Source organism: Trueperella sp. HMSC08H06 (assembly GCF_001808465.1).
GTDB classification, from domain to species: Bacteria; Actinomycetota; Actinomycetes; order Actinomycetales; family Actinomycetaceae; genus Trueperella; species Trueperella bernardiae.
Genome location: NZ_KV793344.1, coordinates 42,696 through 64,332 on the forward strand (window position 1 = coordinate 42,696; position 21,637 = coordinate 64,332).

Annotated in this window: 22 protein-coding genes; 14 read left to right on the plus strand and 8 right to left on the minus strand. The window is 64.7% G+C overall.

Annotated elements, in window-relative coordinates; genetic code table 11:
* The first annotated feature begins 157 nt into the window (after positions 1–157).
* Together HMPREF3174_RS02575 and HMPREF3174_RS02580 are read left to right on the plus strand one after the other, a co-directional pair.
* Positions 158–1,864, plus strand: a complete 1,707-nt coding sequence (locus HMPREF3174_RS02575; RefSeq protein WP_062613241.1) for a dihydroxyacetone kinase family protein — start codon at positions 158–160, stop codon at positions 1,862–1,864.
* A gap of 66 nt (positions 1,865–1,930) precedes the next feature.
* Entirely contained in the window at positions 1,931–2,974 is a 1,044-nt protein-coding gene (locus tag HMPREF3174_RS02580; protein ID WP_070447740.1) for an alcohol dehydrogenase catalytic domain-containing protein, read from the plus strand.
* Positions 2,975–3,235: 261 nt separating this feature from the next.
* Here the strand turns inward: HMPREF3174_RS02580 and HMPREF3174_RS02585 are convergent, their stop codons facing one another.
* Both HMPREF3174_RS02585 and HMPREF3174_RS02590 read right to left on the minus strand, forming a co-directional pair.
* Positions 3,236–3,670 (minus strand): RpiB/LacA/LacB family sugar-phosphate isomerase, encoded by a 435-nt coding sequence (locus HMPREF3174_RS02585; protein WP_062613245.1) that lies wholly within the window; start codon positions 3,668–3,670, stop codon positions 3,236–3,238.
* A gap of 230 nt (positions 3,671–3,900) precedes the next feature.
* Positions 3,901–4,596: a GntR family transcriptional regulator gene (locus tag HMPREF3174_RS02590; RefSeq protein WP_062613246.1), complete on the minus strand. Its 696-nt coding sequence runs from the start codon at positions 4,594–4,596 to the stop codon at positions 3,901–3,903.
* A gap of 143 nt (positions 4,597–4,739) precedes the next feature.
* Here HMPREF3174_RS02590 and HMPREF3174_RS02595 point away from each other — a divergent pair, with 143 nt between their 5' ends.
* The 8 genes from HMPREF3174_RS02595 (at position 4,740) to HMPREF3174_RS02630 (ending at position 12,805) form a co-directional block, all read left to right on the plus strand.
* Positions 4,740–5,786 (plus strand): L-idonate 5-dehydrogenase, encoded by a 1,047-nt coding sequence (locus HMPREF3174_RS02595; protein ID WP_201783149.1) that lies wholly within the window; start codon positions 4,740–4,742, stop codon positions 5,784–5,786.
* Between the two features lie 43 nt (positions 5,787–5,829).
* Positions 5,830–6,846, plus strand: a complete 1,017-nt coding sequence (gene dctP / locus HMPREF3174_RS02600; RefSeq protein ID WP_070444798.1) for a TRAP transporter substrate-binding protein — start codon at positions 5,830–5,832, stop codon at positions 6,844–6,846.
* Between the two features lie 53 nt (positions 6,847–6,899).
* Positions 6,900–7,535, plus strand: coding sequence for a TRAP transporter small permease (locus HMPREF3174_RS02605; RefSeq protein WP_083200540.1), 636 nt, complete (start codon positions 6,900–6,902; stop codon positions 7,533–7,535).
* Positions 7,532–8,854 carry a TRAP transporter large permease gene (locus tag HMPREF3174_RS02610; protein ID WP_210382919.1) on the plus strand — a complete coding sequence of 441 codons (1,323 nt, stop codon included), beginning with the start codon at positions 7,532–7,534 and terminating at the stop codon, positions 8,852–8,854. Before HMPREF3174_RS02605 ends, HMPREF3174_RS02610 begins: the two co-directional genes overlap by 4 nt.
* A gap of 384 nt (positions 8,855–9,238) precedes the next feature.
* Entirely contained in the window at positions 9,239–10,138 is a 900-nt protein-coding gene (locus tag HMPREF3174_RS02615; protein WP_148132149.1) for a sugar-binding transcriptional regulator, read from the plus strand.
* 89 nt (positions 10,139–10,227) lie between these two features.
* A complete protein-coding gene (locus HMPREF3174_RS02620; RefSeq protein WP_062613254.1) occupies positions 10,228–11,232 on the plus strand; it encodes an ADP-ribosylglycohydrolase family protein in 1,005 nt (334 codons plus the stop codon).
* Positions 11,229–12,188 carry a PfkB family carbohydrate kinase gene (locus HMPREF3174_RS02625; RefSeq protein WP_070447747.1) on the plus strand — a complete coding sequence of 320 codons (960 nt, stop codon included), beginning with the start codon at positions 11,229–11,231 and terminating at the stop codon, positions 12,186–12,188. The genes HMPREF3174_RS02620 and HMPREF3174_RS02625 overlap by 4 nt, the downstream gene beginning before the upstream one ends.
* Before the next feature lie 35 nt (positions 12,189–12,223).
* Positions 12,224–12,805: a gluconokinase gene (locus tag HMPREF3174_RS02630; RefSeq protein WP_083297656.1), complete on the plus strand. Its 582-nt coding sequence runs from the start codon at positions 12,224–12,226 to the stop codon at positions 12,803–12,805.
* A gap of 98 nt (positions 12,806–12,903) precedes the next feature.
* On the opposite strand, the gene HMPREF3174_RS02635 is transcribed toward HMPREF3174_RS02630, so the two are convergent.
* On the minus strand, positions 12,904–13,392 hold the full coding sequence (locus HMPREF3174_RS02635) for a DUF4411 family protein (protein WP_070447751.1): 489 nt from the start codon (positions 13,390–13,392) through the stop codon (positions 12,904–12,906).
* Positions 13,389–14,546, minus strand: a complete 1,158-nt coding sequence (locus HMPREF3174_RS02640; RefSeq protein WP_068538607.1) for an ImmA/IrrE family metallo-endopeptidase — start codon at positions 14,544–14,546, stop codon at positions 13,389–13,391. Before HMPREF3174_RS02640 ends, HMPREF3174_RS02635 begins: the two co-directional genes overlap by 4 nt.
* A 393-nt stretch (positions 14,547–14,939) precedes the next feature.
* Between HMPREF3174_RS02640 and HMPREF3174_RS02645 the strand changes: the two genes are divergently transcribed.
* Both HMPREF3174_RS02645 and HMPREF3174_RS09180 read left to right on the plus strand, forming a co-directional pair.
* Positions 14,940–15,719: a sulfite exporter TauE/SafE family protein gene (locus HMPREF3174_RS02645; RefSeq protein ID WP_070447755.1), complete on the plus strand. Its 780-nt coding sequence runs from the start codon at positions 14,940–14,942 to the stop codon at positions 15,717–15,719.
* Entirely contained in the window at positions 15,712–15,882 is a 171-nt protein-coding gene (locus HMPREF3174_RS09180; protein WP_143601975.1) for an arylsulfatase-activating aslB domain protein, read from the plus strand. The genes HMPREF3174_RS02645 and HMPREF3174_RS09180 overlap by 8 nt, the downstream gene beginning before the upstream one ends.
* 536 nt (positions 15,883–16,418) lie before the next feature.
* Here the strand turns inward: HMPREF3174_RS09180 and HMPREF3174_RS02650 are convergent.
* Both HMPREF3174_RS02650 and HMPREF3174_RS02655 read right to left on the minus strand, forming a co-directional pair.
* Positions 16,419–17,372, minus strand: coding sequence for a cation diffusion facilitator family transporter (locus HMPREF3174_RS02650; RefSeq protein ID WP_083297657.1), 954 nt, complete (start codon positions 17,370–17,372; stop codon positions 16,419–16,421).
* Positions 17,373–17,729, minus strand: coding sequence for an ArsR/SmtB family transcription factor (locus HMPREF3174_RS02655; RefSeq protein WP_070447758.1), 357 nt, complete (start codon positions 17,727–17,729; stop codon positions 17,373–17,375).
* 159 nt (positions 17,730–17,888) lie between these two features.
* Here HMPREF3174_RS02655 and HMPREF3174_RS09525 point away from each other — a divergent pair, with 159 nt between their 5' ends.
* Positions 17,889–18,287, plus strand: a complete 399-nt coding sequence (locus tag HMPREF3174_RS09525) for a TM2 domain-containing protein (protein ID WP_083280982.1) — start codon at positions 17,889–17,891, stop codon at positions 18,285–18,287.
* 381 nt (positions 18,288–18,668) lie between these two features.
* On the opposite strand, the gene HMPREF3174_RS02665 is transcribed toward HMPREF3174_RS09525, so the two are convergent.
* Positions 18,669–18,974, minus strand: a complete 306-nt coding sequence (locus tag HMPREF3174_RS02665; RefSeq protein ID WP_062613265.1) for a hypothetical protein — start codon at positions 18,972–18,974, stop codon at positions 18,669–18,671.
* Positions 18,975–19,337: 363 nt separating this feature from the next.
* Positions 19,338–19,532 carry a hypothetical protein gene (locus HMPREF3174_RS02670; protein WP_062613266.1) on the minus strand — a complete coding sequence of 65 codons (195 nt, stop codon included), beginning with the start codon at positions 19,530–19,532 and terminating at the stop codon, positions 19,338–19,340.
* A 222-nt stretch (positions 19,533–19,754) separates the two neighbouring features.
* On the opposite strand from HMPREF3174_RS02670, the gene HMPREF3174_RS02675 reads away from it, so the two are divergent.
* A complete protein-coding gene (locus HMPREF3174_RS02675) occupies positions 19,755–21,632 on the plus strand; it encodes a site-specific DNA-methyltransferase (RefSeq protein ID WP_070444814.1) in 1,878 nt (625 codons plus the stop codon).
* The last annotated feature ends 5 nt before the right edge of the window (positions 21,633–21,637 follow it).

The window sequence follows — 21,637 nt, forward strand, 5'->3', positions numbered from 1 at the left end:
CGGGTGCGGCAGGGTGCCGCACCCGCCGTTGCTCTGCCCCGCGTGAGACTGGCGGCGCGCAAGGGGGACCAGCCCTCGGGCGTTGCGCCGGGCCGGCCCACGCCACCCCCGTATCCGCACCCAGCACATCCGACAACCCCTTAGAAAGGACAGAACAATGACGTTCCTCGTCAACGATCCAGAAAAGTTCCCGGCGGAGGCCGTGGCAGGCTTCGCCGCAGCATACTCAACCTACGTCCAGCCCGTTCACGGCGGAGTCGTGCGGACGGGAGCCTCGCCGAAGGGGGAGGTGTCGATCGTCGTCGGCGGCGGTTCGGGCCACTACCCGGCGTTCGCCGGCTGGGTGGGCCAGGGCATGGCGCACGGTGCTGTGTGCGGCAACATCTTCTCCTCGCCGTCGGCCTCGCAGGCCACGTCCGTGTGCCGGGCCGCCGATAACGGCGGTGGCACCATCATCATGTTCGGCAACTACGCCGGCGACGTCCTCCACTTCGGCAACGCCGCCGAACAGCTGCGCGCCGAGGGCCAGGATGTGCGCATCTTTACGATTTCTGATGACATCGCCTCCAACACGCCTGAGAACCACCTGGATCGGCGCGGGATCGCTGGCGACCTGCTGGTGGTCAAGGCCGCCGGCGCCGCGGCCGCCGAGGGGATGAGCATCGACGACGTCGAAGCGGTGGCCGTCCGCGCCAACGCCCGCACGCGCACGCTCGGCGTGGCCTTCACCGGCTGCACCTTCCCCGGCGCCACCGAGCCGCTGTTCGAGGTGGCACCCGGCACGTTCGGCCTGGGCCTGGGCATCCACGGCGAGCCCGGCATCTCCGAGCACGAGATGATGAGCTGCGACGACATCGCCGCGATGATCATCGACAAACTCCTCGAGGAGGAGCCCGCCCGCGGCGAGGCCGGCTACGAAGGCCGGGTGGCCGTGCTGGTCAACGGCCTGGGCGCCACGAAGTACGAGGAAATGTTCGTCTTCTACGGGGCTGTTAAGCGCATGCTCGAAGATCGCGGGCTGACCATCGTGGGCCCGGTGGTAGATGAGCAGGTCACCTCGCTCGACATGGCCGGTATCTCCCTGTCGCTCATGTTCCTCGACGACGAACTCGAGCGACTCTGGCTCGCCCCCGCCGACACCCCCGCCTACCGGGTGGGTAGCGTGGATGCGGGCTCGGCGGAGCGGCGGGTCGTTGCCGACGAAGAGCAGGCCGAGATCGAGGCGGGCGCCCCGGAGTCGGCCGAGCAGGCCAAGGTGATCGCCCGCGTGCTCGCCGCGTTCGAGGAGCGGGCGCGCGAGGTGGAGCACGAACTGGGGCACATGGACTCCGTCGCCGGCGACGGCGACCACGGCCAGGGCATGGTGCTCGGCGCTACGGCGGCGGCCAAGGCCGCGCGCGAGGCCGTCGAGGCCGGAGCTGGAGCTCGCACCCTGCTCGCCCGGGCGGGAGCCGCCTGGTCCGAGGGCGCGGGCGGAACCGCCGGTGCACTATGGGGCGGGGCGCTCGCCAAGGTCGGAGCGGGCCTGTCCGACGACGCCGCGACGGATGACGCGGGAGTCAAGGCCGCTGTCGTCGACGGAGTGCGATCCTTCGTCACCATGGGCGGGGCCGCGGTGGGCGACAAGACCATCGTGGACGCCTCCGAACCGTTCGCCGACGCGCTCGCCGGCACCGACGCCGAACTCGTGGACGCGTGGGCCGACGCCGCCGACGCCGCCGAAGAAGCCGCCGCGGGCACCGCGAACTTCGCCGCAAAGAAGGGCCGCGCTCGCACGCACGGAGACAAGTCGGTGGGCACGCCCGACCCCGGCGCCACCTCGTTCGCTATCCTGATGAAGGTAGTCCCGCACGTCATCAAGTAACCCTCGGTGGGGGCGGCCGGGCGCCGCCCCCACCGGTACACCCCGGCCCCGGCACAAGGAGGACACATGCTCGCCGCCCACCTCAACGCACCCCACGACCTCGAACTCGTCACCAAGGACCGCCCCGAACCCGGCCCCGGCGAGGTCCTGCTGAAGATCGAAGCCAACACCCTGTGCGGCACCGACTACCGGCTCTACACCGGTGCGAAAACGGCGGGCGTGCGCCCCGGCGTCGTGCCCGGACACGAACTCGCCGGCCGCGTGGCCGCAATCGGGGAGGGCGCGATCGACATCATGCCCGACCTCGAAGTGGGGCGGCAGGCCACCGTGTCGATCGTCGTCTCCTGCGGGTACTGCCGCAACTGCCTCGCTGACCGCGAGCACCTCTGCCTCAACCTCGAACTGTTCGGCTACGGGATCGACGGCGGCCTGCAAGAATACATGATCGTGCCTGAACGCGCACTGCGCCGCGGGAACCTGTTCCTCACCGACGCCGAGCTCGACCCGCGCGCCCTGTGCCTCGCTGAACCGATCTCGTGTTGCCTCAACGGGCTCGACCAATTCAAGGTGAACTCGGGGGAGACCGTGGCCATCCTCGGCGCCGGGCCCATCGGGCTCATCCACGCCCAACTCGCCCTCGCCTCTGGGGCAAGTTACGTGTTCGTGTCAAACCGCGGCGAGGAGCGGCGGAAGGTGGCGGACCGGCTCGGCGCGATCGGCGTGGGGCCGGAGGAGCTGCCCGCGCGCGTGGCCGAGGTGACGGGCGGGGCCGGAGCCAACGTTGTCATCGTGTGCATTGGCGCCGAAGCACTTGCCCAGGACGCGCTCGAACTCGCCGCCGACGGCGGGCGTGTCAGCTACTTCGCCGGATTCCCCAAGGGCTCGACCTCGGAGCTGGAGCCCAACCTCATCCACTACAAGGAACTGGCCGTCACCGGCGGGTCCAACGCCCGGCGGCGCGACGTCAAGCGCGCGATCAAACTGCTCGAGGCGGGCAAGATCAACGTGGACGAGATCGTCACCCACACCTTCCCCCTCTCCCGTGTGGCCGACGCCTACCAGGCGCTCCACGACCGGGTAGGGGTGAAGATCGCGGTCGTGCCCGAGTAGCCGGGGCCGGGCCGCGCGTGGGCTGGGCCTTCGGCGGGGGTGCCTGCCTCCCTTTCAGCTTTCACGTCTTTCGTTTTCACGGCACGCAAAGTGTTTTCTCGTCACTCAAATGGCCGATTTTGGTGTGCACAAAACACTTTTGGTGACGATAAACGCGGGTGGTCGGGCAGCGCGAGGATTGATGTGGGTGGACCGGTGGGCTAACGCGAAGCCGCCGGGCGGGGGACAATGCCCCGCCCGGCGGCTTGCTTGACGCGGTGGTTACTGGCGCTCGAACTCGCAGATGCGATTGACCTTGTCCTTCGAGCGGCTGTTGGGATCGTAAGTGTACTTGAGGTACTCCTCGAGAAGCTTCTCGGCCAGCTTGGTGCCGATCACCTGCGAACCCATCGCGATGAGGTTGGCGTTGTTCGACAGGACGGCGCGCTCGGCCTGGTAGACGTCGTGGATGCAGGCGCAGTACGCGCCCTCAACCTTGTTGGCTGCGATCGACACGCCAATGCCGGTGCCACACACGAGGATGCCGCGGTCGTACTCGCCGCCGGCCACCGCGGTGGCGACGTCGAAAGCAACGTTGGCGTAGATCGGATCGTCGGATCCAAGATCAGCGACTTCATGACCAAGCTCAGTGGCCTTCGCCATGAGGATTTCCTTCAGCTCCGAAGCGTTGGGGTCACAACCAAATGCCAGTTTCATTCCTGCTCCTTTGACGGGTTCTAGCAATAATCCAATTCTAAGATGCTGTGCTCACTAGCGGAATGGTTGGCGCGTTCATGCCCATAAGTGCACGGTAGGGCGGGGCTTTGCACCCCGCTCGCCGCCCGGCGCCGGACCCTTACCGGCAGCGGCTCTGGCGTGGCTAACTCGTGAGTCTGGGGCCAAAAAGCCAGGTTTTATCAATGAAACTGCTTTTTCTCACCAGTTGGTTACAGGTCGGTCTCCGCCAATTCCGTCAGCTTGAAGATCGCGGGGTAGCGGGTCATGGCGTTCTTGAGGTCATCGAGCACGATCCGCAGGTGGGCGCACAGGGTGGCGTGGGCCGCCGCGAGGTCCTCGGCGAGCAGGGACTCAGTGATCTGCACGTGCTCCTGGTGGAAGCGGGCGAGGGAGTCGCGCGTGGTCAGCCCGAGGAAGCGGGCGCGGTCGAGGTGGGTCTTGTAGTCGGCCACCTGCTGCCACAGGCGTCGGTGCCCGCTGAGCTCGAGGAGCAGCTGGTGAAACTCCTCGTCGAGGGAGAAGAACTCGGACGGGCCGCGTTCGATCGACTCGTGCTGGTGGTCGAGGTTCGTGTGGATCCGCGCCACGACGTCGTCGTTCAAAGGGAAGGAGATGGAGTCGAGCGCGTGAAGTTCGACGGATTCGCGGAGGAATTGGGCGTCACGGATGTCGTCGAGGCTGAGGCTGGAGACGAACGTGCCCTTGCGGGGGACGACGTGGACCAGCCCGTTGTCGGCGAGGAGGATGAGCGCTTCGCGGACGGGAGTGCGTGAGCAGCCGAGTGCCTGCGCGAGTTCGTTTTCGGACAGGAGTGAGCCCGGGGGCAGTTCCAGGCTAATGATCCTGTTGCGCAGCGTGTTGTAGGTGATGCGGCGTGCGGAGACGGCTCCCGCGTTAGATGTCATGGCGCCTCAATCCTCGTCGATTCTTGATATCAAGTATGGTCCAAAACTGGATTTCTTATAAATCAGCTTATATACTAGCCAGGATGTAAGGCGGTATGTTAGCCCTGGAGCACGTCATTTTAAGCGCAAGGAGGCGCCGAGACATGAACGAAATGAAAGCTGTTGTTGCGCACGGCCCTGCCGACTTGAGAGTCGACACCGTCCCTGTCCCCACGCCCGGCCCGGGCGAGGTTCTTATGCAAGTGGCCTACGCCGGCATCTGCGGCTCCGACCTCGGATACGCCTTCAAGGGTGCGTCCGGAACCGCCATCCTTCACGATCCGCTCGTGCTCGGGCACGAAATCTCCGGCACGGTGGTGGAGGTTGGCGACGACGTCGACCCTGCGCTGGTCGGCGTGAAGGCCTCGGCCTACCCGGCCACCGTGGTGGGCGACGACGTGCTCCCCGAGCACATCGCGAAGCGCCACAACCTGTACCCGTCCGTGCGCTACTTTGGCTCGGCCGCGATGCGCCCGCACACCGACGGCGGCATGTGCGAGTTCAAGGTGATGCGCGCTGATCAGCTACGCCCCCTGCCCGCCGGGCTTGACCTCAAGCGTGCCGCGTTGGCCGAACCGCTCGCGGTGGCGCTTCACGCCATCAACCGCACCCGCGACTACCTGGCCGACGGGGTGGCGGGCAAGACCGTGCTCGTCAACGGCGCGGGCCCGATCGGGCTGCTCGTCGTCGCGGGTGCGAAGGCGCTCGGTGCGGCCCGCGTCGTCGCCGCCGATATGGCCGAGCCCGCCCTCAAGCGCGCTCGCGAGCTGGGTGCGGACGCCACGGTGCTGGTCGGCACGGAGAAGCTGCCGGGCGACGTCGAGGTCGTCTTCGAAAGCTCGGGCGCGCCGGGTGCACTCGGCGGTGTCCTCCAGGCGGTTGCCCGCGGCGGCCTCCTCATTCAGGTGGGCAACCTGCCTGCTGACGAGGTCAAGGCGGTGCTCGGCCAGCTCGTCACCCGTGAGATCACGTGGGCCGGCTCTTTCCGCTTCGTTGATGAGATGGACCAGGCGCTCGCCCTGCTCGCCGACGGCCTGTACGTCGATCCGCTCATGAGCCACGAATTCCCCATCGAAGAAGCCGTCGAGGCTTTCAACGTTGCAGCCGATCGCACGACCGGCTCCAGCAAGGTCATGATCAAGATTTCCTAAACACAACCAGCATCACACGCGTGGATATTCAAAGGAGAACCCCATGAAGAAGATTATTTCCGTGATTGCCGCGGCTACCCTCGCGCTGAGCCTGTCCGCGTGCGGCGGGGACGACGGCGGTAACACCTCTAGCGACGGCACCGTCACCTTCCGCATCGGTTCGAACTGGGCCGCCAGCCACCCGATGGCCAAGGCGATCGACGAGGTCTTCGTGCCCATGATCGAGGAGGAGTCCGACGGCAAGCTCAAGGCGGAGGTCTACCACTCCGGCCAGCTCGGCAACGAGGGCGACCTGTGGGACGGCGTGCGCAACGGCACGATCGAGATGGTCCTCGTCGGCACCCCGATGAACCAGGAGTACTCGAAGATGCTCATCTCGGACTGGCCGTTCCTCTACCGTGACCTCGAGCACGCAAAGGCCGTGTGGACGGGAGACATCGCCCAGGAGATGAGCGACGACTTCCACGAGGCTTTCCCCACCACCTACATCCTCGGATGGGGCCCGAACTCGGCCCGCACCTTCTCCTCTGCCAAGCCGCTGACCTCGATCGACGACTTCCGCGGCCAGAAGTTCCGCATGCCCTCCAATGAGATCCACATCGGCCTGGCCGAGAACCTGGGCGCGTCGGCGCAGGTCATCCCGCTGGGAGACCTGTTCACCTCGCTCGAGACAGGCGTGGTTGACGGCCAGGACAACGGCATGGTCACCATCATCTCCGAGGGCTTCTACGAGGTGCAGAAGTACGTCTACGAGTCGAACCACATCGTGGCGACCCTCGAGATGATCACGTCCGCCAACTTCCTTGACGGTCTGAGCGAGGAGCTCCAGCGGGTTGTTCGCGACGCCGCCGCCAAGGCCTCCGAGGAGGCGTGGACCAACTACATTTCCGCCGTCGACGAGGAGCGCTCGTTCCTCGAGGAGAAGGGCCTGACCGTCACGCAGATCGACGACGCCGAGCGCGCCCGCCTCATCGAGGCCACCAAGCCGGTCGTGGACAAGCTGCTTGCTGAGAACGACTGGGCTGAAGATCTGACCGCGCGTATCCGCGACGTTCAGTAAGACTCACGGTGGGGCGGGCCTGGCTCGCCCCACCACTTTTCTGGAGCACTAACATGTCGAAAACTCTAGACAGAATCTTCCGGGCGCTCGAATACCTCATGGCGATTTTCCTTGCCATCATGGTGGGGCTCATGCTCGTGAACGTCATCATGCGTTTCATCTTTAACTCAGGCCTTGCGTGGTCCGAGGAGGTGGCGCGCCTGTCCTTCATCTTCCTCGTCTACCTGGGCACGATCGGCGCCTTCCGTGACAACCGCCACCTGGGCGTGAACTTCCTACTCGAGCGGTTGCCGTTGCGCGCGGCGCAGGCGATGTACGTGGTTGTGCAGGGCATCGTCATTTGGGTGATGTATCTGCTCATGATGGGGTCGATCTCGCTCGCTCAGCAGTCGCTCAACGATCGCTGGGTGGCCACCCAGTTCCCGCGCTGGATTGTCAGCGGCGTGGGTGCGGTGACCGGCGTCGCGATCATCATTCTCGCGGTGGCGAACATCGTGCGGATGATCCGCGGCACCACGATCGAGGAGCTGCTGCAGGCGCAGAACGACGACTCGGCCGAGGCCCTCTACGACGACGCCGAGGCCGGCGCGCAGGCGGCGCTCGCGGAGATCGAGGAGCTTGAGCGCACCGGATCGGAGCACCACGGCTCGCACACGGGCCACGTCCACGGTAAGGAGGAGCGGCGATGAGCAAGATTCTTTTCACTGCACGATCGGGGATGTCGATCCTGGGCGGGATGACGGGCTTCCTCGTCGCCGCCATCATGATCGGTGTTCCGATCGCGTTCGCGCTGCTGTTCTCGGGTGCGGCGTCGGCGCTCATGATCGGTGGGAGCGCCACTGATCCCCAGATCATTGCCACGCAGTTGCTGCGCGGCACGGACTCGCTGTCGATGATGGCCCTTCCGTTCTTTATCCTCACGGGCGAGCTCATGAACCGCGGCGGTATCACGCAGCGCCTCATCGCGCTGGCCAACGTCTCGGTTGGACGCATCCGCGGCGGACTGGGCTATGTCACCATCCTGGTGACCATGCTGTTCGGCGCCCTGGTCGGTTCGGCGGTGGCCTCGACGGCCGCGCTGGGTGCGATCCTCATCCCGATGATGGTCAACTCCGGCTACAACCGCGAGAAGGCCGCCGGCCTGGTGGCTGGCACCAACATCATCACCCCGATCATGCCGCCCTCGGTGCCGCTCATCGTGTACGGTGCGACGGCGGGCGTGTCGATCACCCAGCTCTTCATGGGCGGCATCGTCCCGGCGTTCTACCTCGTGCTACTCATGGGGGCCACCTGGTGGTTCGTCTCCCGTAAGGACGCCGTGCGTTCGGACGTTCCGTGGCCGGGCATGCTCGGCTTCCTCAAGCTCCTCGGCGGTGCCTTCTGGGCGATCTTGCTGCCGGTCATCATCCTCGTGGGCCTGCGCTCCGGCGTCTTCACCGCCACCGAGGCCGGCGTCATCGCCGCCGTGTACGCACTGTTCGTGGGCGGCGTCATCTACCGCGAACTCGACATGAAGGTGATCATCCGTGCCCTCGTGTCCTCGGCGAAGATGTCCGCCGTCGTCATGTTCCTCGCCGCGACCGCGCAGGTGGCCGGCTACTTCATGACGATCTCGGGCCTGCCGGGCGTGGTCACTTCGATCATGGAGCCCTTCATCGACAAGCCGAAGCTGCTCGTGCTGGTGCTCATGATCTTCGTGTTCCTGCTCGGGTTCATCCTCGACGTGATCCCCACGATCCTCATCCTCACCCCGCTCGTCATCCCCGTCCTGCAGACGGCCGGCGTGGACCTGGTGTACTTCGGCATTATCTTCACCCTCGCCAACGTGCTGGGGCTGATCACGCCGCCGGTCGGGCCGTCGCTGAACGTGGCGAGCGCTGTGGGCAACGTGCGCATCGAGGCGGTGGCCAAGACCGTGCTGCCCTACCTCATCTCCCAATGCGTGCTGGTGCTGCTGTTCGTGGCCTTCCCCGGACTCATCACTGTGCCGCTGGGCTGGTTGACGTAGCCGGAAGGCGGGCTCGGCGCCGGGATTCGCGCCTAGCGCCGGGCCTGTTGGGCTCGCGCCCGGCGCCGGGGCTCCACCCGGCGAATACCCCACCCGCCGCCGGGCCCGCCGGCTTCGTATCTGCAACGCTCATCCGGAATGTGCAACGGTAAAAAGTGCGAAATTGGTGTTGCATCTGGGGGATTAGCGTTGCATATGCGTAAAGAAAGCGGCGTGTGTGGGTCTTGTGACTCGCACGCGCCGCTGTTGCGCTCAACCTCAGCGGCCCTCTAAGACCTCTGGGTTGACCGCGTTTTTCGGTGTCTGGCCGTTCAGCCAACGCTGGATATCCTCGGCTCCAATCCGCGCGGCGATCCGCGCCGCTTCCTTGGACGCGCCGCCCAGGTGGGGCGTGACAGTGAGGCGTGGCGTGTTGAGGATCCGATGATCGGCGGGGAGCGGCTCGAACGGGAAGACGTCGAGCGCGCCCGCGAGCTGGGCATTGTCACCATTTCCATCCATGGCGACGCGCGGCCGTACGAGGACCTCGAGGCGGCCCTTGTACAGAAGTTCGGGCTGAAGGCTGCGCGGGTCGTGCCTGCGCTGGGCCCGGGACAAGCCGCGCGTGAGAACGTGGCCCGGGAGACGGCGTCGTTCCTGGCGACCGCGCTGGCGGAGGGGGCCGCGGTGGCGATCGGGGCGTCCCAGACGGTGGCGATGCTTCCCGCTTTTGCTGCCGAGAGTTTCCCACGGGGCGTGTCCTTCGTGCCCGGATCGGGAGGGTATGCCGGGGCCGATCGGTCGCTCAACCCCGATCACGTGGCGCAGGCCTTCGCGGATCGGACAAACGGGCAGAGCTTTGCGCTTGCCGCTCCGCTCGTTGGCGTCGATGCGGAGGTTGCCTCGGTGCTGGCTGGCAACGACGCGACGAACGAGGTGCTGAGGCGAGCGCGCGAGGCCCACGTCTTTATCTCGGGCATCGGGACCCGATTCGGCGGCTCCGCCTGGGACCGGGCCGCGCTCGCGCCGGAGATTAATGACGTGGAGCTCGCCGAGTTGGCGCGCCGCGGGGCCATGTCGGATATCAGCGGCCGGTTCTTCGATACCGACGGGCGCGCGGTCGCTGGAGCCTTCGACCAGCGCATCATCGGCTTAACCCTGGAGGAAATCCGCCAAATTCCGCAGAGGATTGTGGCCACAGAGGGAGCCGACCGGGCCGAGCCGCTCGCTGCGGCGGTCAGTGCGGGCCTGTTCAACGTCGTGGTGATCGACCGCGAGAACGCCGCGGCCCTGCTATCCCAGTAGACCAGCGCGCCCCGCCTCGGGCCGAAACCGGGCCCGCCCGCCCCGCCCCGTGGCTTACCCTGGAAGTAGCCACGAGGTAAGGACGGGACATGAATCTTCTTTCGCGAGCGCAGGGCTGCCTGTGGGGCTTGGCCATCGGTGACGCGCTTGGTATGCCCACGCAGGACCTACCCCCGGACATCATCTGCGCCGACTACGGCCACATCCACTCCCTCCTCCCCGCCGGCCCTCGCCAAGTCATCGCGGCGGGCGCGCCCGCGGGCATGATCACCGACGACACCGAGCAGGCCATCGTCCTCGCCCGCCTCCTTGCCGCCGACGGCCGGGTTGACCCCCGCGCCCTCACCGACGCCCTCCTCACCTGGGAAAACGACATGATCGCGCGCGGCTCCCTTGACCTCCTCGGCCCGTCCACCAAGCGCGCCCTTCTTGCGATCCGCGAGGGCGCTTCGCCCGCCGACGCCGGCCGCACTGGCACCACCAACGGCGCGGCGATGCGGGTGGCCCCGGTGGGGATTGTGGTGCCGTCTGAGCCGATGGGCGAGCTTGTCGACGCCGTCGTTGCGGCTTCTCGCCCCACCCACGGAACGTCGGTGGCGCTGGCGGGTGCGGCGGCGGTGGCGGGGGTGGTGTCGGCGGCGCTGGACGGTGCTGACCTGGCCGCTGCCCTGGAGTTTGGCCTGGCCGCGGCCGCTGAGGCCGCGGCCCAGGGCACCCACTTCACGGCGCCCGACATCGCCCTTCGCACCCGATGGGCGATTGACCAGCTCCGCCGAGCCCCCGACCCGATCACTGCCCTCTTCCACCTGATCGGCACCTCGATGCAGTCGCACGAGTCGGTGGTCGCGGCGCTCGCGATCACCGCGCTCGACATCCCGGATTGGGAGGCCGTGTGCTTGGCGGCCTCGGCGGGTGGCGACACCGACACGGTCGGCGCGATGGTCGGCGCCATGCGCGGCGCGCTCTCGGGCATGGAAACCTGGCCGGCCGACGTCGTGAATCAGATCGCCGAACGCAACTCGCTCAGCTTCGACACCCTTGCCCCCGCCCTCCTCGAGCGCCGCGCGCGGGCGGCCGGAAAGGACGCGCCATGACGCTGATTCACACGGGTTCCGTGATCGTCGACCAGGTGCTACGCATCGCGAAGATGCCCGAGCCGGGCGGCGACATCGTGGCCACCGGGGCCTTCACCGTGGCCGGCGGTGCGATGAACTCCCTGCTTGCGGCCGTGCGCGACGGCATGGACGTGCTCTACTGCGGGCTGGTGGGCACCGGCATGAACGCGGCCGTCATCGCCCGGGCGCTCGAGGAGGCGGGCGTTCGCGTCAACTACGAGCGCCTCCCCGCCGACAACGGCTTCTGCGTTGCCCTCGTCGAGGACTCCGCCGAGCGCACGTTCATCACCTCGATCGGGGTGGAGGGAGACTTCGGGATCGAGCACCTCGATGCGATCGACTTCCGCCCGGGCGACTTCGTCTACGTCTCCGGCTACTCTCTCGCCACCGCGAAAAACGCCGACGGCCTCGCCCGCTGGCTGCCCGGCCTGCCGCCGTCGGTCACGGTGTTCGTCGACCCCTCGCCCCTCGTCGCCGACCTCCCCTTTGACCTGTTTGCCCCGGTCCTCGCGCGCTGCGACATCCTCAGCGCCAACGAACGCGAGGCCGCCGTCATCCTCGAGCGTTTCGGCGTGCTCGGTGCCGGCTTTGATCACGACGATGTCGCGCGCGAATTGGCCGCCGCCCTGCCGGAAGGTGCGTGGGCAGTGGTACGCAACGGGGCCGAGGCCACGCGGGTGAGCCGCAACGATGGGAGAGGCAAGGTCACCGCGGTGCCGACCTTCCCCTGCGAGCCGGTGGACACCAACGGGTGCGGCGACGTCCACGCGGGCGTGCTGCTTTCTGCGCTGGACCGGGGCCTTGACATGATGAGCGCCGTGGAGCGGGCCAACGCGGCCGCGGCCCTCAAGGCCGGGCGGAGCGGGCCGAACACGGCGCCCACGTCCGCCGAAATCGACACCTTCCTGAGGGAGCTCGGCCGGGCCGGCCGCTAAGCCTGTCCGGCTACCAACGGTCGAAGGTGAGGAACATGGAGAGTACCAAAGTGCCGGCTACATTCGGAGCGGCCGGCGGCGTCGCTGGCTCGTTGCACGTGATCATCATGGGCGTGGCCGGCTGCGGCAAGACCACCGTGGCGGGCATCCTCCAAGACCGCTGGGGCTGGGACGCCGCCGAGGCCGACGACTTCCACCCGCAGGCGAACGTCGAAAAGATGCACTCCGGGGTTCCCCTCACCGACGACGACCGCTGGCCCTGGCTCGAAACCATCCGCGCCTGGATGACCGAGAAGGAAAACGAGGGCCGGTCCACGATCGTCACCTGCTCCGCCCTCAAGAAAAGCTACCGCGACGTGTTGCGCAACGGCGCGGCCCGCGTCATCTTCATGCATCTTGACGGCGACCGCTCCCTTCTTGCCAGCCGCCTTGGCGCCCGCACCGGCCACTTCATGCCCGCCTCCCTCCTCGACTCCCAGTACGCCACCCTCGAAGCCCTCCAGCCCGGCGAGCTCGGGGCCGTGATTGACGTGGTGGGCACGCCCGCCGAGATCGCCAACGAGGTGGAGGCCCGGATCCGGGAGGTCAGCAAATCGGGATCGGTAGCTAACTGGTGAGTCTGGGGCTTCAAAAGCCCGGTTTTGACACTGAAACTGCTCAGATTCACTAGTTAGCTACAAGAGGCGCGGCTAGCCACCCGGAGGTGAGAGCCTGATTACTCGGAAAGGACCAGCCGGACCTGCGATTGTCTGAGCATGTCGAAGGTATTGGTGTACTCAACCCCGAGTGCTTGGCACGCGTTGGGGATCTTGACTCTGTTGACGCCACGGGAAAAGGTTTCATGAGTGACAAGGGTGAGATTATGGGCGCGAGCGTAAGTGACGAGCAAAAAGTCGGCATGGCTCGCAGTGAAGCTGTCGCGCGCGACCTGCGTAAAATTGTTGTTGTAAACCCAGGTACTGAGCTCGGTGAAGTAGCGCGTCGTGGGGGCATCAATCTCTTGAAAGAAGTCTTTCCTCGCTCGTGCCCACGCGCCCAGTTCGTCGTTTCCCTGCACAAGTTCGTTACGAACAGCGGTGATGCTGTGGATCTGAGATTGTTCAAAGGCCATGTTTAACCACGACCAAAAACCCGGCGCGAAGTCGAAGCCATAGTAGAGATTCTTGGCTTGGATGAAGACGTTGGAATCGAGCAGGTACGTCATGCCGTGAGGAGCCTGTCAGCGAGATTTTCGAACGTCGAGGGCTTCTTCGTGCCGAGGAGCCGGTAGGCGTCCCGGAACGGGGTGGCCCCGGCGAATGCGCTTTCGAGCACAGCGCGGGCGAACCGTGCGCTGACCCGGCGTGGATGTGTCTTGTAGAAATCGCCTCCGGAACTCGGGGCTGGGCGGCTGGCGAGGAGCTCAAGGATGCGCCGGTGCTCGGCTTCGTAGGCTTCGTGATACGGGTCCCACGCCAATAGCCCGACATCAAAGAGCCGCTTGAGCACGACAAGTGTGCTTGCCTTGAATATCCCGGCGAGGCGTTCAAGCTCGTCGTCATCAAGGACCCCCGCATACTGCTCGCGGAGAACGGCCTGAGGAATGAGGACCTCGGCGGAGACGCGGTTGCACCACAACTCTTCGGCGTTCCCTGCATGCGTTTCCACCTCCGCGTCAGAAAGTGCGCTGTGTCCTAGCCAGAGGTGAGCAAGCTCGTGGAGAATTGTGAAGATCTGTGCGGCCTGCGTGTCAGCACCGTTGACGAAGATCAGGGGCGCCCGGGCATCGGCCAACGCGAAACCGCGGAATTCTGCCACGTTCAGCTTGCGGTGGGTGTTGTTACCGACGATTCCACTGACCATCACGAGGACTCCGGCTTGCTCGACGACGTCGATCAGGGCGCTGCGGGCTTCACTGATTGTGCGGAGCTTGTGCCTGCGGGCAACGTCGAAGCCAAGCAAATCGATCATCTCGGCTGCAACATGGGCCACGGGACTCTGTATGGTTGCCGCCCCAATGAATGGTACCAGGGGCAGGCCCACCTCTTCGGCGTACTCCCTGTACCAATCTTGGCGATTCTGGCACTCGTAAATGGTGTCGAGAAGGTTGGCCGACGGTTTGGCAACTGCCCGGTTGCTCAGAGTTCGCATGTCGGGGATGGGGATGTGCTCGGCGGGAGGCTCGTCAAGAAAGAGCGCGGCGAAGGGGGTATAGGTGTCCGCGGCGAACTTCTGGATCTGGTTCAAGGTGGGCGTGCGGCTTCCGCTCACCCATTCGTGAAGGTGCGGGGCGCGCCTTGCGATGTCGTTGTTATCCCAACCGGCACGTTCAGTTGCCCAGGTCAGTAGCTCAGGCGCGACATTCACGCGGACGACCATTGGCACCCCCTCAACTGCACTCGTTGCTCGTGGCATAACACTATCAACGCTGCCCTACGGCAAGGAGAAGATTTCCACAGCGCCCCCGGATCATTTAACAAACAGGGACAAATCATCATGCCAGGACTGTCCAGCCAACAAGCCCATCATCTCAGGAATCCAGGCCTATCAATAAGGTAACGGGCGACGTTCGAGCGCTTCCTGGGCGGCCGGGCTGAGGGGAGTCTTGTCGGAGGCCGGTTCTAGACTGTGGAGTGAGAGGCCGGCCCTGGCCGCGGCCGCGCGTGAAGGAAGGAGAACGCCCGTGTTTGGAATGCAGTCGACGTCGCTCGCGGAGCGCATCGTGCGGGCGCTCGCGCTCCGCCGGGCGAAGCAGATCTTGGGAGGCCGCGCATGATCCTCGCAGCTGTGATTGGCCTGGCGGTCGGCGTGGTGGTGGGCATGCTCGGCGCCGGGGGAGGGATCCTGTCCGTCCCGATCCTAGTGTACATCCTGGGGCAGGAGCCGCATCAGGCTACGGCGGCCTCGCTGGTGATTGTGGCGTTGACGGCGTGCGTGTCGATTATTCCCCATGCGCGGGCGGGCCGCGTTCGGTGGCGCGACGGACTGATCTTCGCCGCGCTGTCCGCGCTGGGCTCGTTCGCCGGGGCGCGGGCGTCGGCGCTCGTGGCACCGACGGTGCTCATGGTGTCGTTCGGGGTGATGCTCAGCGTTGTGGCGGTGGTGATGCTACGCAAGGCGTGGAAGATGCGTAGAGATGCGGGTGACATGCCTGGCGGGGAGGCCCGTGGCGCGAGCCCGCTGATGTTGCTGGCGGTGGCCACACTAACGGGCGTGCTCACCGGGTTCTTTGGCGTGGGCGGGGGATTCGTGGTGGTGCCGGCGCTCGTGCTGGTGCTGCATTTCTCGCCGAAGAAGGCCACGGGCACGTCACTGCTGGTGATGATCATCGCCTCGCTCATGGGCCTGTTGGGCCGAATCGGCACGGGTGTGGAGCTGAACTGGGACATCGCGCTGGCGTTTGCGGCGGCGAGCATGTGCGGAGGGCTGGTCGGCGCCAGGTTAACCACGCGCGTGCGGGAATCCACGCTCACGTTGGCCTTCGGCATCCTCCTGGCGGGGGTGGCGCTGGGAACCCTCGTCGAGGCGCTGCCGGGGGTGATCCGTGGCTAGGGGCGTTGACGTTGTGGCCGAGTGCCTGGCGGCGAGCGGAGAGCCGGGCCGCAACTACCTCTGGGCTGGCTACACCGAGTTCTACCGCCACACCTTTGCCGCGTTCACGCGCATGGCGCGCACGATCCAATCAGGCGGGACGGCGGCCGACGTCGTTAACTGAGCTGGGGCCCCAGCGCGCTGAGCGGTAACACGTGGAAGCCGCTGGGCAAGGTGAAGCCCGTGCGCCCGCCGGTTTCTTTGGCTGTATTTTGGGCGTTCCCGGAATCAGCGTTTACCGAGGTCGCAGGGTGGCGTTGTCACTCTTGCGGACGTCTCGCTGTCACTCTTGCGGATGTTTCACTGTCGCTTTTGCGGATGTTCTGCTTTCACTTCAGCGGACGTTGGGTGGCCGCTCTTACAGGGGCCGTACCGGTCGGAGCATTGCTAACTGGTGAATCTGAGGTCGAAAAGGCCGGTTTTTGCGATGAGATTGTTCAGGCTCACCGGTTACGCCGGCTCGGCGGTCTGGCGGGTGCTGAATCTCCATTGACGGGAGAGCAACGCTCTGACCTGGAGTTTTATCTTCCGCCCGGGCCGGGTCTCTCGCCGCCCCGTCAAATCTCATGACTCTGAGGCTCGAACCCCCGATTTTGGCGATGAAAAGCTACAGGGTCCTGAGATTTGACGGCCGGCCACCTCCGCACCGCCGGCCCAGCCCTACTTCCCGGCCTCCTGCGGCACCGAGCATGCGTGCCCGCCGGCGTGGAACCCGGGCGCCTCGAGCTGGAAGGTGGTGTGGGCAACGTCGAAGTGCTGGTCGACGCATTCGCGCATGGCGCGCAGCACCTGCTGGGCGTGCCCGTCGGTGAAGCATTCATCGTCGAGGACCACGTGCGCGGTGAGTACGGGCAGCCCGGTGGAAACGGCGGAGGCGTGCAGGTCGTGGACCTCCACCACGTGATCCACCGCGACCAGGTGCCGCCGCACCTCCTCCAAATCAAGCCCCTCGGGTGCGAACTCCATGAGCACCCGAATCGTCTCGCGAAGGATGACAAACGCGCGCGGCAGGATGAGCGCGGCGATGAAGAGGCCGGCCAGGGCGTCGGCGCGTTGGAACCCGGTGGCCCAGATGACGATCGCTGCCACGATCACACCGAGCGAGCCGAGCGCATCATTAAGCACCTCGAGGAAGGCTGCCCGCAGGTTGAGGTTGGCCTCCCGGCTGCCGTGTAGCACGAGCAGGCCCGCGAGGTTCGCGCACAACCCGATCACGCCGAACACGAGGAGCTCGCCGGCGGGCACGACCGGCGGGGCGAACAGTCGCTGCACGCCTTCGATCACGGCATACCCGCCCACGACCAGCAGCAGCACAGCCTGCCCGAGCGCGGCAATAACCTCGACGCGGCGGAAGCCCCACGTGTGCTGGGCTGTGGCAGGGCGCAGCATGAGCGTCGCGGCTACGAGCGCGACCACCAGCCCGGACAGGTCGGTGAGGGCGTGCACGGTGTCGGTGAGCAGTGCGAGGCTGCCCGTGACGATCGAGCCGACGAGCTGCGCGGCCACGATGATTCCCGTGATCACGACGACGATCGTGAGCCTCCGCCGATGGTCAGGCGTCGCGGGGGAGCCGGCCGCGCCAGCGTGAGAGTGTGAGTGCATGTGGTGGGACATTTAGGCCTCGTTGGGGTGCATGAGTTGGGAACACAGAGTGACCTGGGAGCCGGTGGCTGCGAGGAGGTGCTCGGAGGCTTGGAGGAGGGAGGCGAGGTCGTCGGCGTCGGCGAGGCAGTACCAGGAGGCGCGGCCCTCCGCGCGGAATTCGATGAGGCCGCATTCGAGCAGGCAGGAGAGGTGTTTGGAGACGGTGGATTGGGCGAGCCCGAGGTGATCGACCAAGTCGCGCACGCGGTGCTCGCCGTAGGAGAGGTGGTGGAGAACGGCGAGGCGTGTGGGGTCGGACAGTGAGTGGAAGAGGCTGGCGTAGACCGCGGTGGCGGAGTGGTCGAGGGGAGGGCTGCTGATCGTCATGACTCGATAGTATCGTGTTTAGGCGATAAATGTTACCCGGTGGTTGCGTAGTCGGCATGCACTGCTTGGCTTGTGGGCGAGTGGGTGTTGTGAAGGGGGTGCGGCTAGAATGACCACCACGGGTAAGCACGACCCTTCACAGAAAGGTCACGCAATATCATGTCTAATCAGGATTTTCCGCCGAACAATCCGCCCCAGCCAACGCCGGGATTCCAGCCTCAGCCGGGGTTCCAGGAGAACTCGGCGTTCCAGGGTCAGCCGACGTATCAGGCTCAGCCCCCGCATGTGTACCAGCAGCATTACGATATGGCTGCTCCTCAGGCGCCTGGAATGAAGAGGGTGAATAAGACTCTGTACATCCTGATGTCGTTCTTCTTCAGCACCTTTGGCGTTCACCGTTTTCTGCGCGGTCAGGTTGGGATTGGTGTTTTGATGCTGCTCGTGTCGTGGATGACGCTCGGTATTTGGCAGTTGATCGATTTTATTATCGGGCTGACCAAGATCGGCGACTACCCGGGCGACGATTTTGTGTTCACGGAGCATGGTAACTGGGCTTAGCGCTGGGCTATGCCCAACGGACGCCGGAGTCCGGCGTCCGTTGGCCGGCCGCGGGCAGGCGCCTGGATCCCCGGACGCCCGCCCGCATTCCGCCCTCACGATCTGAAGGTACAGTGCAGCTCGCCCCGCCATGCGCATGAGGGCAGACTGCCCGCCCGCGAGCCCCACTCCGTTCATCACTGATGCTCGGTTCCCGTCCCGACCTATCGGCGTGGGGAACGCTTGGATGGGGATTTGCGACGTCGTGGTGATGCTCGCGATGTTCCACGACCCTTCGATCAGGTTGGCGTAGACGCTCGAGGTCAGCGACTCGATTGTGCCAATCCCCGAGGTGGCGATCGACAGCGGCGGCATGTATCCCTTGTCGATCAGGGAGCGCCACTATTGGATGTTCTCGTGAGGCTCGGGTGCGTCGTAGTTAAAATGCTGGCCCCACGGGTTCTCATCGGTCCACGCCCAGTGCCCATTCGATAGGGCGAACGGCGCCCACTGCACCTGGCCGTAACCGGAGCCGGCCTCGTTGTAGCCCATGCCGTGGACCTTGACGTGGTTCTTGTCGAAGCCCTCCTCGTCGCCTTGCACGCCGTTCGCGCCCACCGTGAGCTGGGCGAGGAGCTTCTCGAAGGAGCTGCCGTCGGTGGGGTCCCATTCGAGCGAGCACAGGTCCTCGGCCGGATATCCCGCCACCAGTGCTCCGCCAGCTTCGACCGCTGGGCCAAGGGGCCACCGCCGCGGCGATGGTGCAGTGACTCGTGGATGCCACGGGCGAGTGGTAGGATTGCCGCCCCCGGCGGCGGGGTGCGGGTGTGGCCGTGCGATTTGAAAAACTTGGATGATTCCGGGGCGATCTTTTTATATGCGAAGATCGCCCCGGATTCGTCCAGTAGATTTTAATGCCCAGCGAGCTCCCGGCGCGCGGATCCCTGGTTCTCCGGCCGGGGCCCGCCGTTCCGGCCGGCCCCGGCAGGACCGAACACTTCGGTCTTGTCCGAGCTCTAGGATTTGCGGGACGATCCGGTCTGCCCGCCTCCCGAGTGGTCCGGACCGCCCTTAGAACGGGTACTCGGTCGAGTCCATTGATGGCAGCAACACCCCGACCACCTCACGGTTGCGGTCGAGCGCGACCCGGGCCATGATCTCGCCGACCTCGTGGACGAGGGTGGTCACCACGACTGTGGTGCCGATGTCCTTGCTGTTTAGCGCCTGGGTAGTCGGCGTCTTCTGGCGGGTGCCCTTCGCTCCCACGGCCTGCGGTTTGGTATTTGCGAGAAGCGCGACGATGACTGTCTTATTGATGATCCGCGATCCGCTGCGAGCGGCTTGACCAGCGCTGTTGCCTGGTTCTTTGGAGCGCGTCGAGGCGGCCGTGGCGTCAGCACTTGAGTAGTATCGTCATGTGCTGAGCGCCGAGGCAAGGATATGCTCGGCTGAAAAGGCTAGGAACAAACGACTGCGACGGAGCACGACATGGATGACACCACGAAGCAGGTTCCCGGGATCACTCCCGATTTTGCAACCGAGGCGGCCGAACGCCTGGCTGAGCTGTTCCCTGAGGTGATTGCGGACGGGAAGGCTGACGTCGAGAAGCTCAAGGTCTTGCTTGGTGACGATGTTGAGGATGCACGGGAGCGGTTCGGGCTCTTCTGGCCAGGTAAGACTCGGGCAATTCGTGCTGCGCAAACGCCGACGACGTCGACCCTCATGCCCGACAAAGAGAATTCCGTTGACTGGGACACCACTCAGAACGTGTTCATCGAGGGCGACAACCTCGAAGTGCTGAAGATCCTCCAAAAGCACTATTACGGGCAGATCAAGATGATCTACATCGACCCGCCCTACAACACGGGCAACGACTTCGTCTACGCTGACGATTACGCCGACTCCATCGGCAATTACCTCGAACTCACCGGGCAGACCGACGAAGGCGGGAAACTGTCAACGAACTCGGAATCATCTGGGCGCTTCCACTCCAACTGGCTCAACATGATGTATCCACGGCTAAAGCTCGCTAGAAACCTCCTCACCCAGGACGGACTGATATTTATCAGTATCGACGAGTCAGAAGTCGATCGGCTTACGCTTATTACCAACGAAATTTTCGGCGAGCACAACGTCTTGGGAAAATTCGTCTGGCGGCGACGACAAACCCCCGACAGCAGAAACTCCTCGCGCTTCTCGTTAGACCATGATTATGTTTTGGTGATCGGTAGGACCGTACATGCCTCGCTCACAGGACAGGACATAGATCAGGGTAAATACTCGAACCCAGACAATGACCCTCGTGGCCCCTGGATGAGCGTTGACCTATCCGGGCTTGCTTCCGCTAGCCAGCGCCCAAACTTGCATTATGACTTGGTCGACCCCGAGACGGGCTTTCACTATCCCCCAAACCCGAATCGTGGCTGGTCGAAGTCTCGAGAGACTATGCAAACCCTGTTGGATGAGGGGAGGATTCTTTTCCCAAAGTCGCCTGACGGCAGGCCAAGGGAAAAGAAATTCTTGAGAGACTTGCGAAATAGCAAAACAGGATTTTCGAGCTTACTAGAGAAGAAGTTGTCAAATACGAATACTGAGGGTGCACGTGAAGTTCGCGATCTTCTAGGCGGAAAAATATTCGACTTTCCTAAACCCCTGCAACTCCTGAAAACTCTAATCGCTCAGGGGGCTCATTCCGACTCCTTGGTGCTTGATTTCTTCGCAGGCTCTGGTACGACCGCTCATGCAGTTTTGACATTGAACGCTGAGGACGGTGGCAACCGCCGATGCATTTCCGTTCAGCTACCCGAACCAACGGATGAGAAATCTGAGGCATACAAGGCAGGTTACGAAACTATTTCAGAAATTACTCGTGAGCGTATCCGTCGTGCGAGTAAGAAGATTCTCGAGGAAGAAGCGTCGAAACTTGATGGCCAGGCGGATTCCCTCGATATTGGATTCCGCGCTTACAAGCTCGTAGATACGAATTTCACGAAGTGGAAAGCCGACTCGGGCCTGTCCGAGGGTGATCTGATTGGTTTGTTCTCCGATCTTGCGGACTCGGCTGATGATCATGCCCGCCCCGAAGCACTGTTGACTGAGGTGTTGCTGAAGCTTGGGTTCTCGCTGACGGAGAAGATCGAGATCATCAAGGTCGCAGGCCTGAGCGTCTTCAGTGTCGCGGACGGTCTAGTGATGGCTTACTTAGATGAGCACACGCAGCCGACCTTGGATCAGCTCCGTGCTCTGGTCGCGAAGGAGCCTGAGCGCTTGGTGGTCTTGGAGGATGCGTTCCAGGGGAATGACGAACTGAAGACGAACCTCGTGCAGGAATGCCGCACCCGCAATGTTGATCTGTGGACGGCGTAGAAGGA

Excerpts from the sequence above, each read along its gene's own strand:
- HMPREF3174_RS02580 (WP_070447740.1), top strand. The coding sequence starts at position 1,931 with ATGCTCGCCGCCCACCTCAACGCACCCCACGACCTCGAACTCGTCACC.
- HMPREF3174_RS02620 (WP_062613254.1), top strand. The coding sequence starts at position 10,228 with ATGAATCTTCTTTCGCGAGCGCAGGGCTGCCTGTGGGGCTTGGCCATC.
- HMPREF3174_RS02610 (WP_210382919.1), top strand. The coding sequence starts at position 7,532 with ATGAGCAAGATTCTTTTCACTGCACGATCGGGGATGTCGATCCTGGGC.
- HMPREF3174_RS02595 (WP_201783149.1), top strand. The coding sequence starts at position 4,740 with ATGAACGAAATGAAAGCTGTTGTTGCGCACGGCCCTGCCGACTTGAGA.
- HMPREF3174_RS02575 (WP_062613241.1), top strand. The coding sequence starts at position 158 with ATGACGTTCCTCGTCAACGATCCAGAAAAGTTCCCGGCGGAGGCCGTG.
- HMPREF3174_RS02645 (WP_070447755.1), top strand. The coding sequence starts at position 14,940 with ATGATCCTCGCAGCTGTGATTGGCCTGGCGGTCGGCGTGGTGGTGGGC.
- HMPREF3174_RS02640 (WP_068538607.1), bottom strand. The coding sequence starts at position 14,546 with ATGGTCGTCCGCGTGAATGTCGCGCCTGAGCTACTGACCTGGGCAACT.
- HMPREF3174_RS09525 (WP_083280982.1), top strand. The coding sequence starts at position 17,889 with ATGTCTAATCAGGATTTTCCGCCGAACAATCCGCCCCAGCCAACGCCG.
- HMPREF3174_RS02675 (WP_070444814.1), top strand. The coding sequence starts at position 19,755 with ATGGATGACACCACGAAGCAGGTTCCCGGGATCACTCCCGATTTTGCA.
- HMPREF3174_RS02655 (WP_070447758.1), bottom strand. The coding sequence starts at position 17,729 with ATGACGATCAGCAGCCCTCCCCTCGACCACTCCGCCACCGCGGTCTAC.
- dctP (WP_070444798.1), top strand. The coding sequence starts at position 5,830 with ATGAAGAAGATTATTTCCGTGATTGCCGCGGCTACCCTCGCGCTGAGC.
- HMPREF3174_RS02635 (WP_070447751.1), bottom strand. The coding sequence starts at position 13,392 with ATGACGTACCTGCTCGATTCCAACGTCTTCATCCAAGCCAAGAATCTC.
- HMPREF3174_RS02625 (WP_070447747.1), top strand. The coding sequence starts at position 11,229 with ATGACGCTGATTCACACGGGTTCCGTGATCGTCGACCAGGTGCTACGC.
- HMPREF3174_RS02630 (WP_083297656.1), top strand. The coding sequence starts at position 12,224 with ATGGAGAGTACCAAAGTGCCGGCTACATTCGGAGCGGCCGGCGGCGTC.
- HMPREF3174_RS02650 (WP_083297657.1), bottom strand. The coding sequence starts at position 17,372 with ATGTCCCACCACATGCACTCACACTCTCACGCTGGCGCGGCCGGCTCC.
- HMPREF3174_RS02590 (WP_062613246.1), bottom strand. The coding sequence starts at position 4,596 with ATGACATCTAACGCGGGAGCCGTCTCCGCACGCCGCATCACCTACAAC.
- HMPREF3174_RS02605 (WP_083200540.1), top strand. The coding sequence starts at position 6,900 with ATGTCGAAAACTCTAGACAGAATCTTCCGGGCGCTCGAATACCTCATG.
- HMPREF3174_RS02585 (WP_062613245.1), bottom strand. The coding sequence starts at position 3,670 with ATGAAACTGGCATTTGGTTGTGACCCCAACGCTTCGGAGCTGAAGGAA.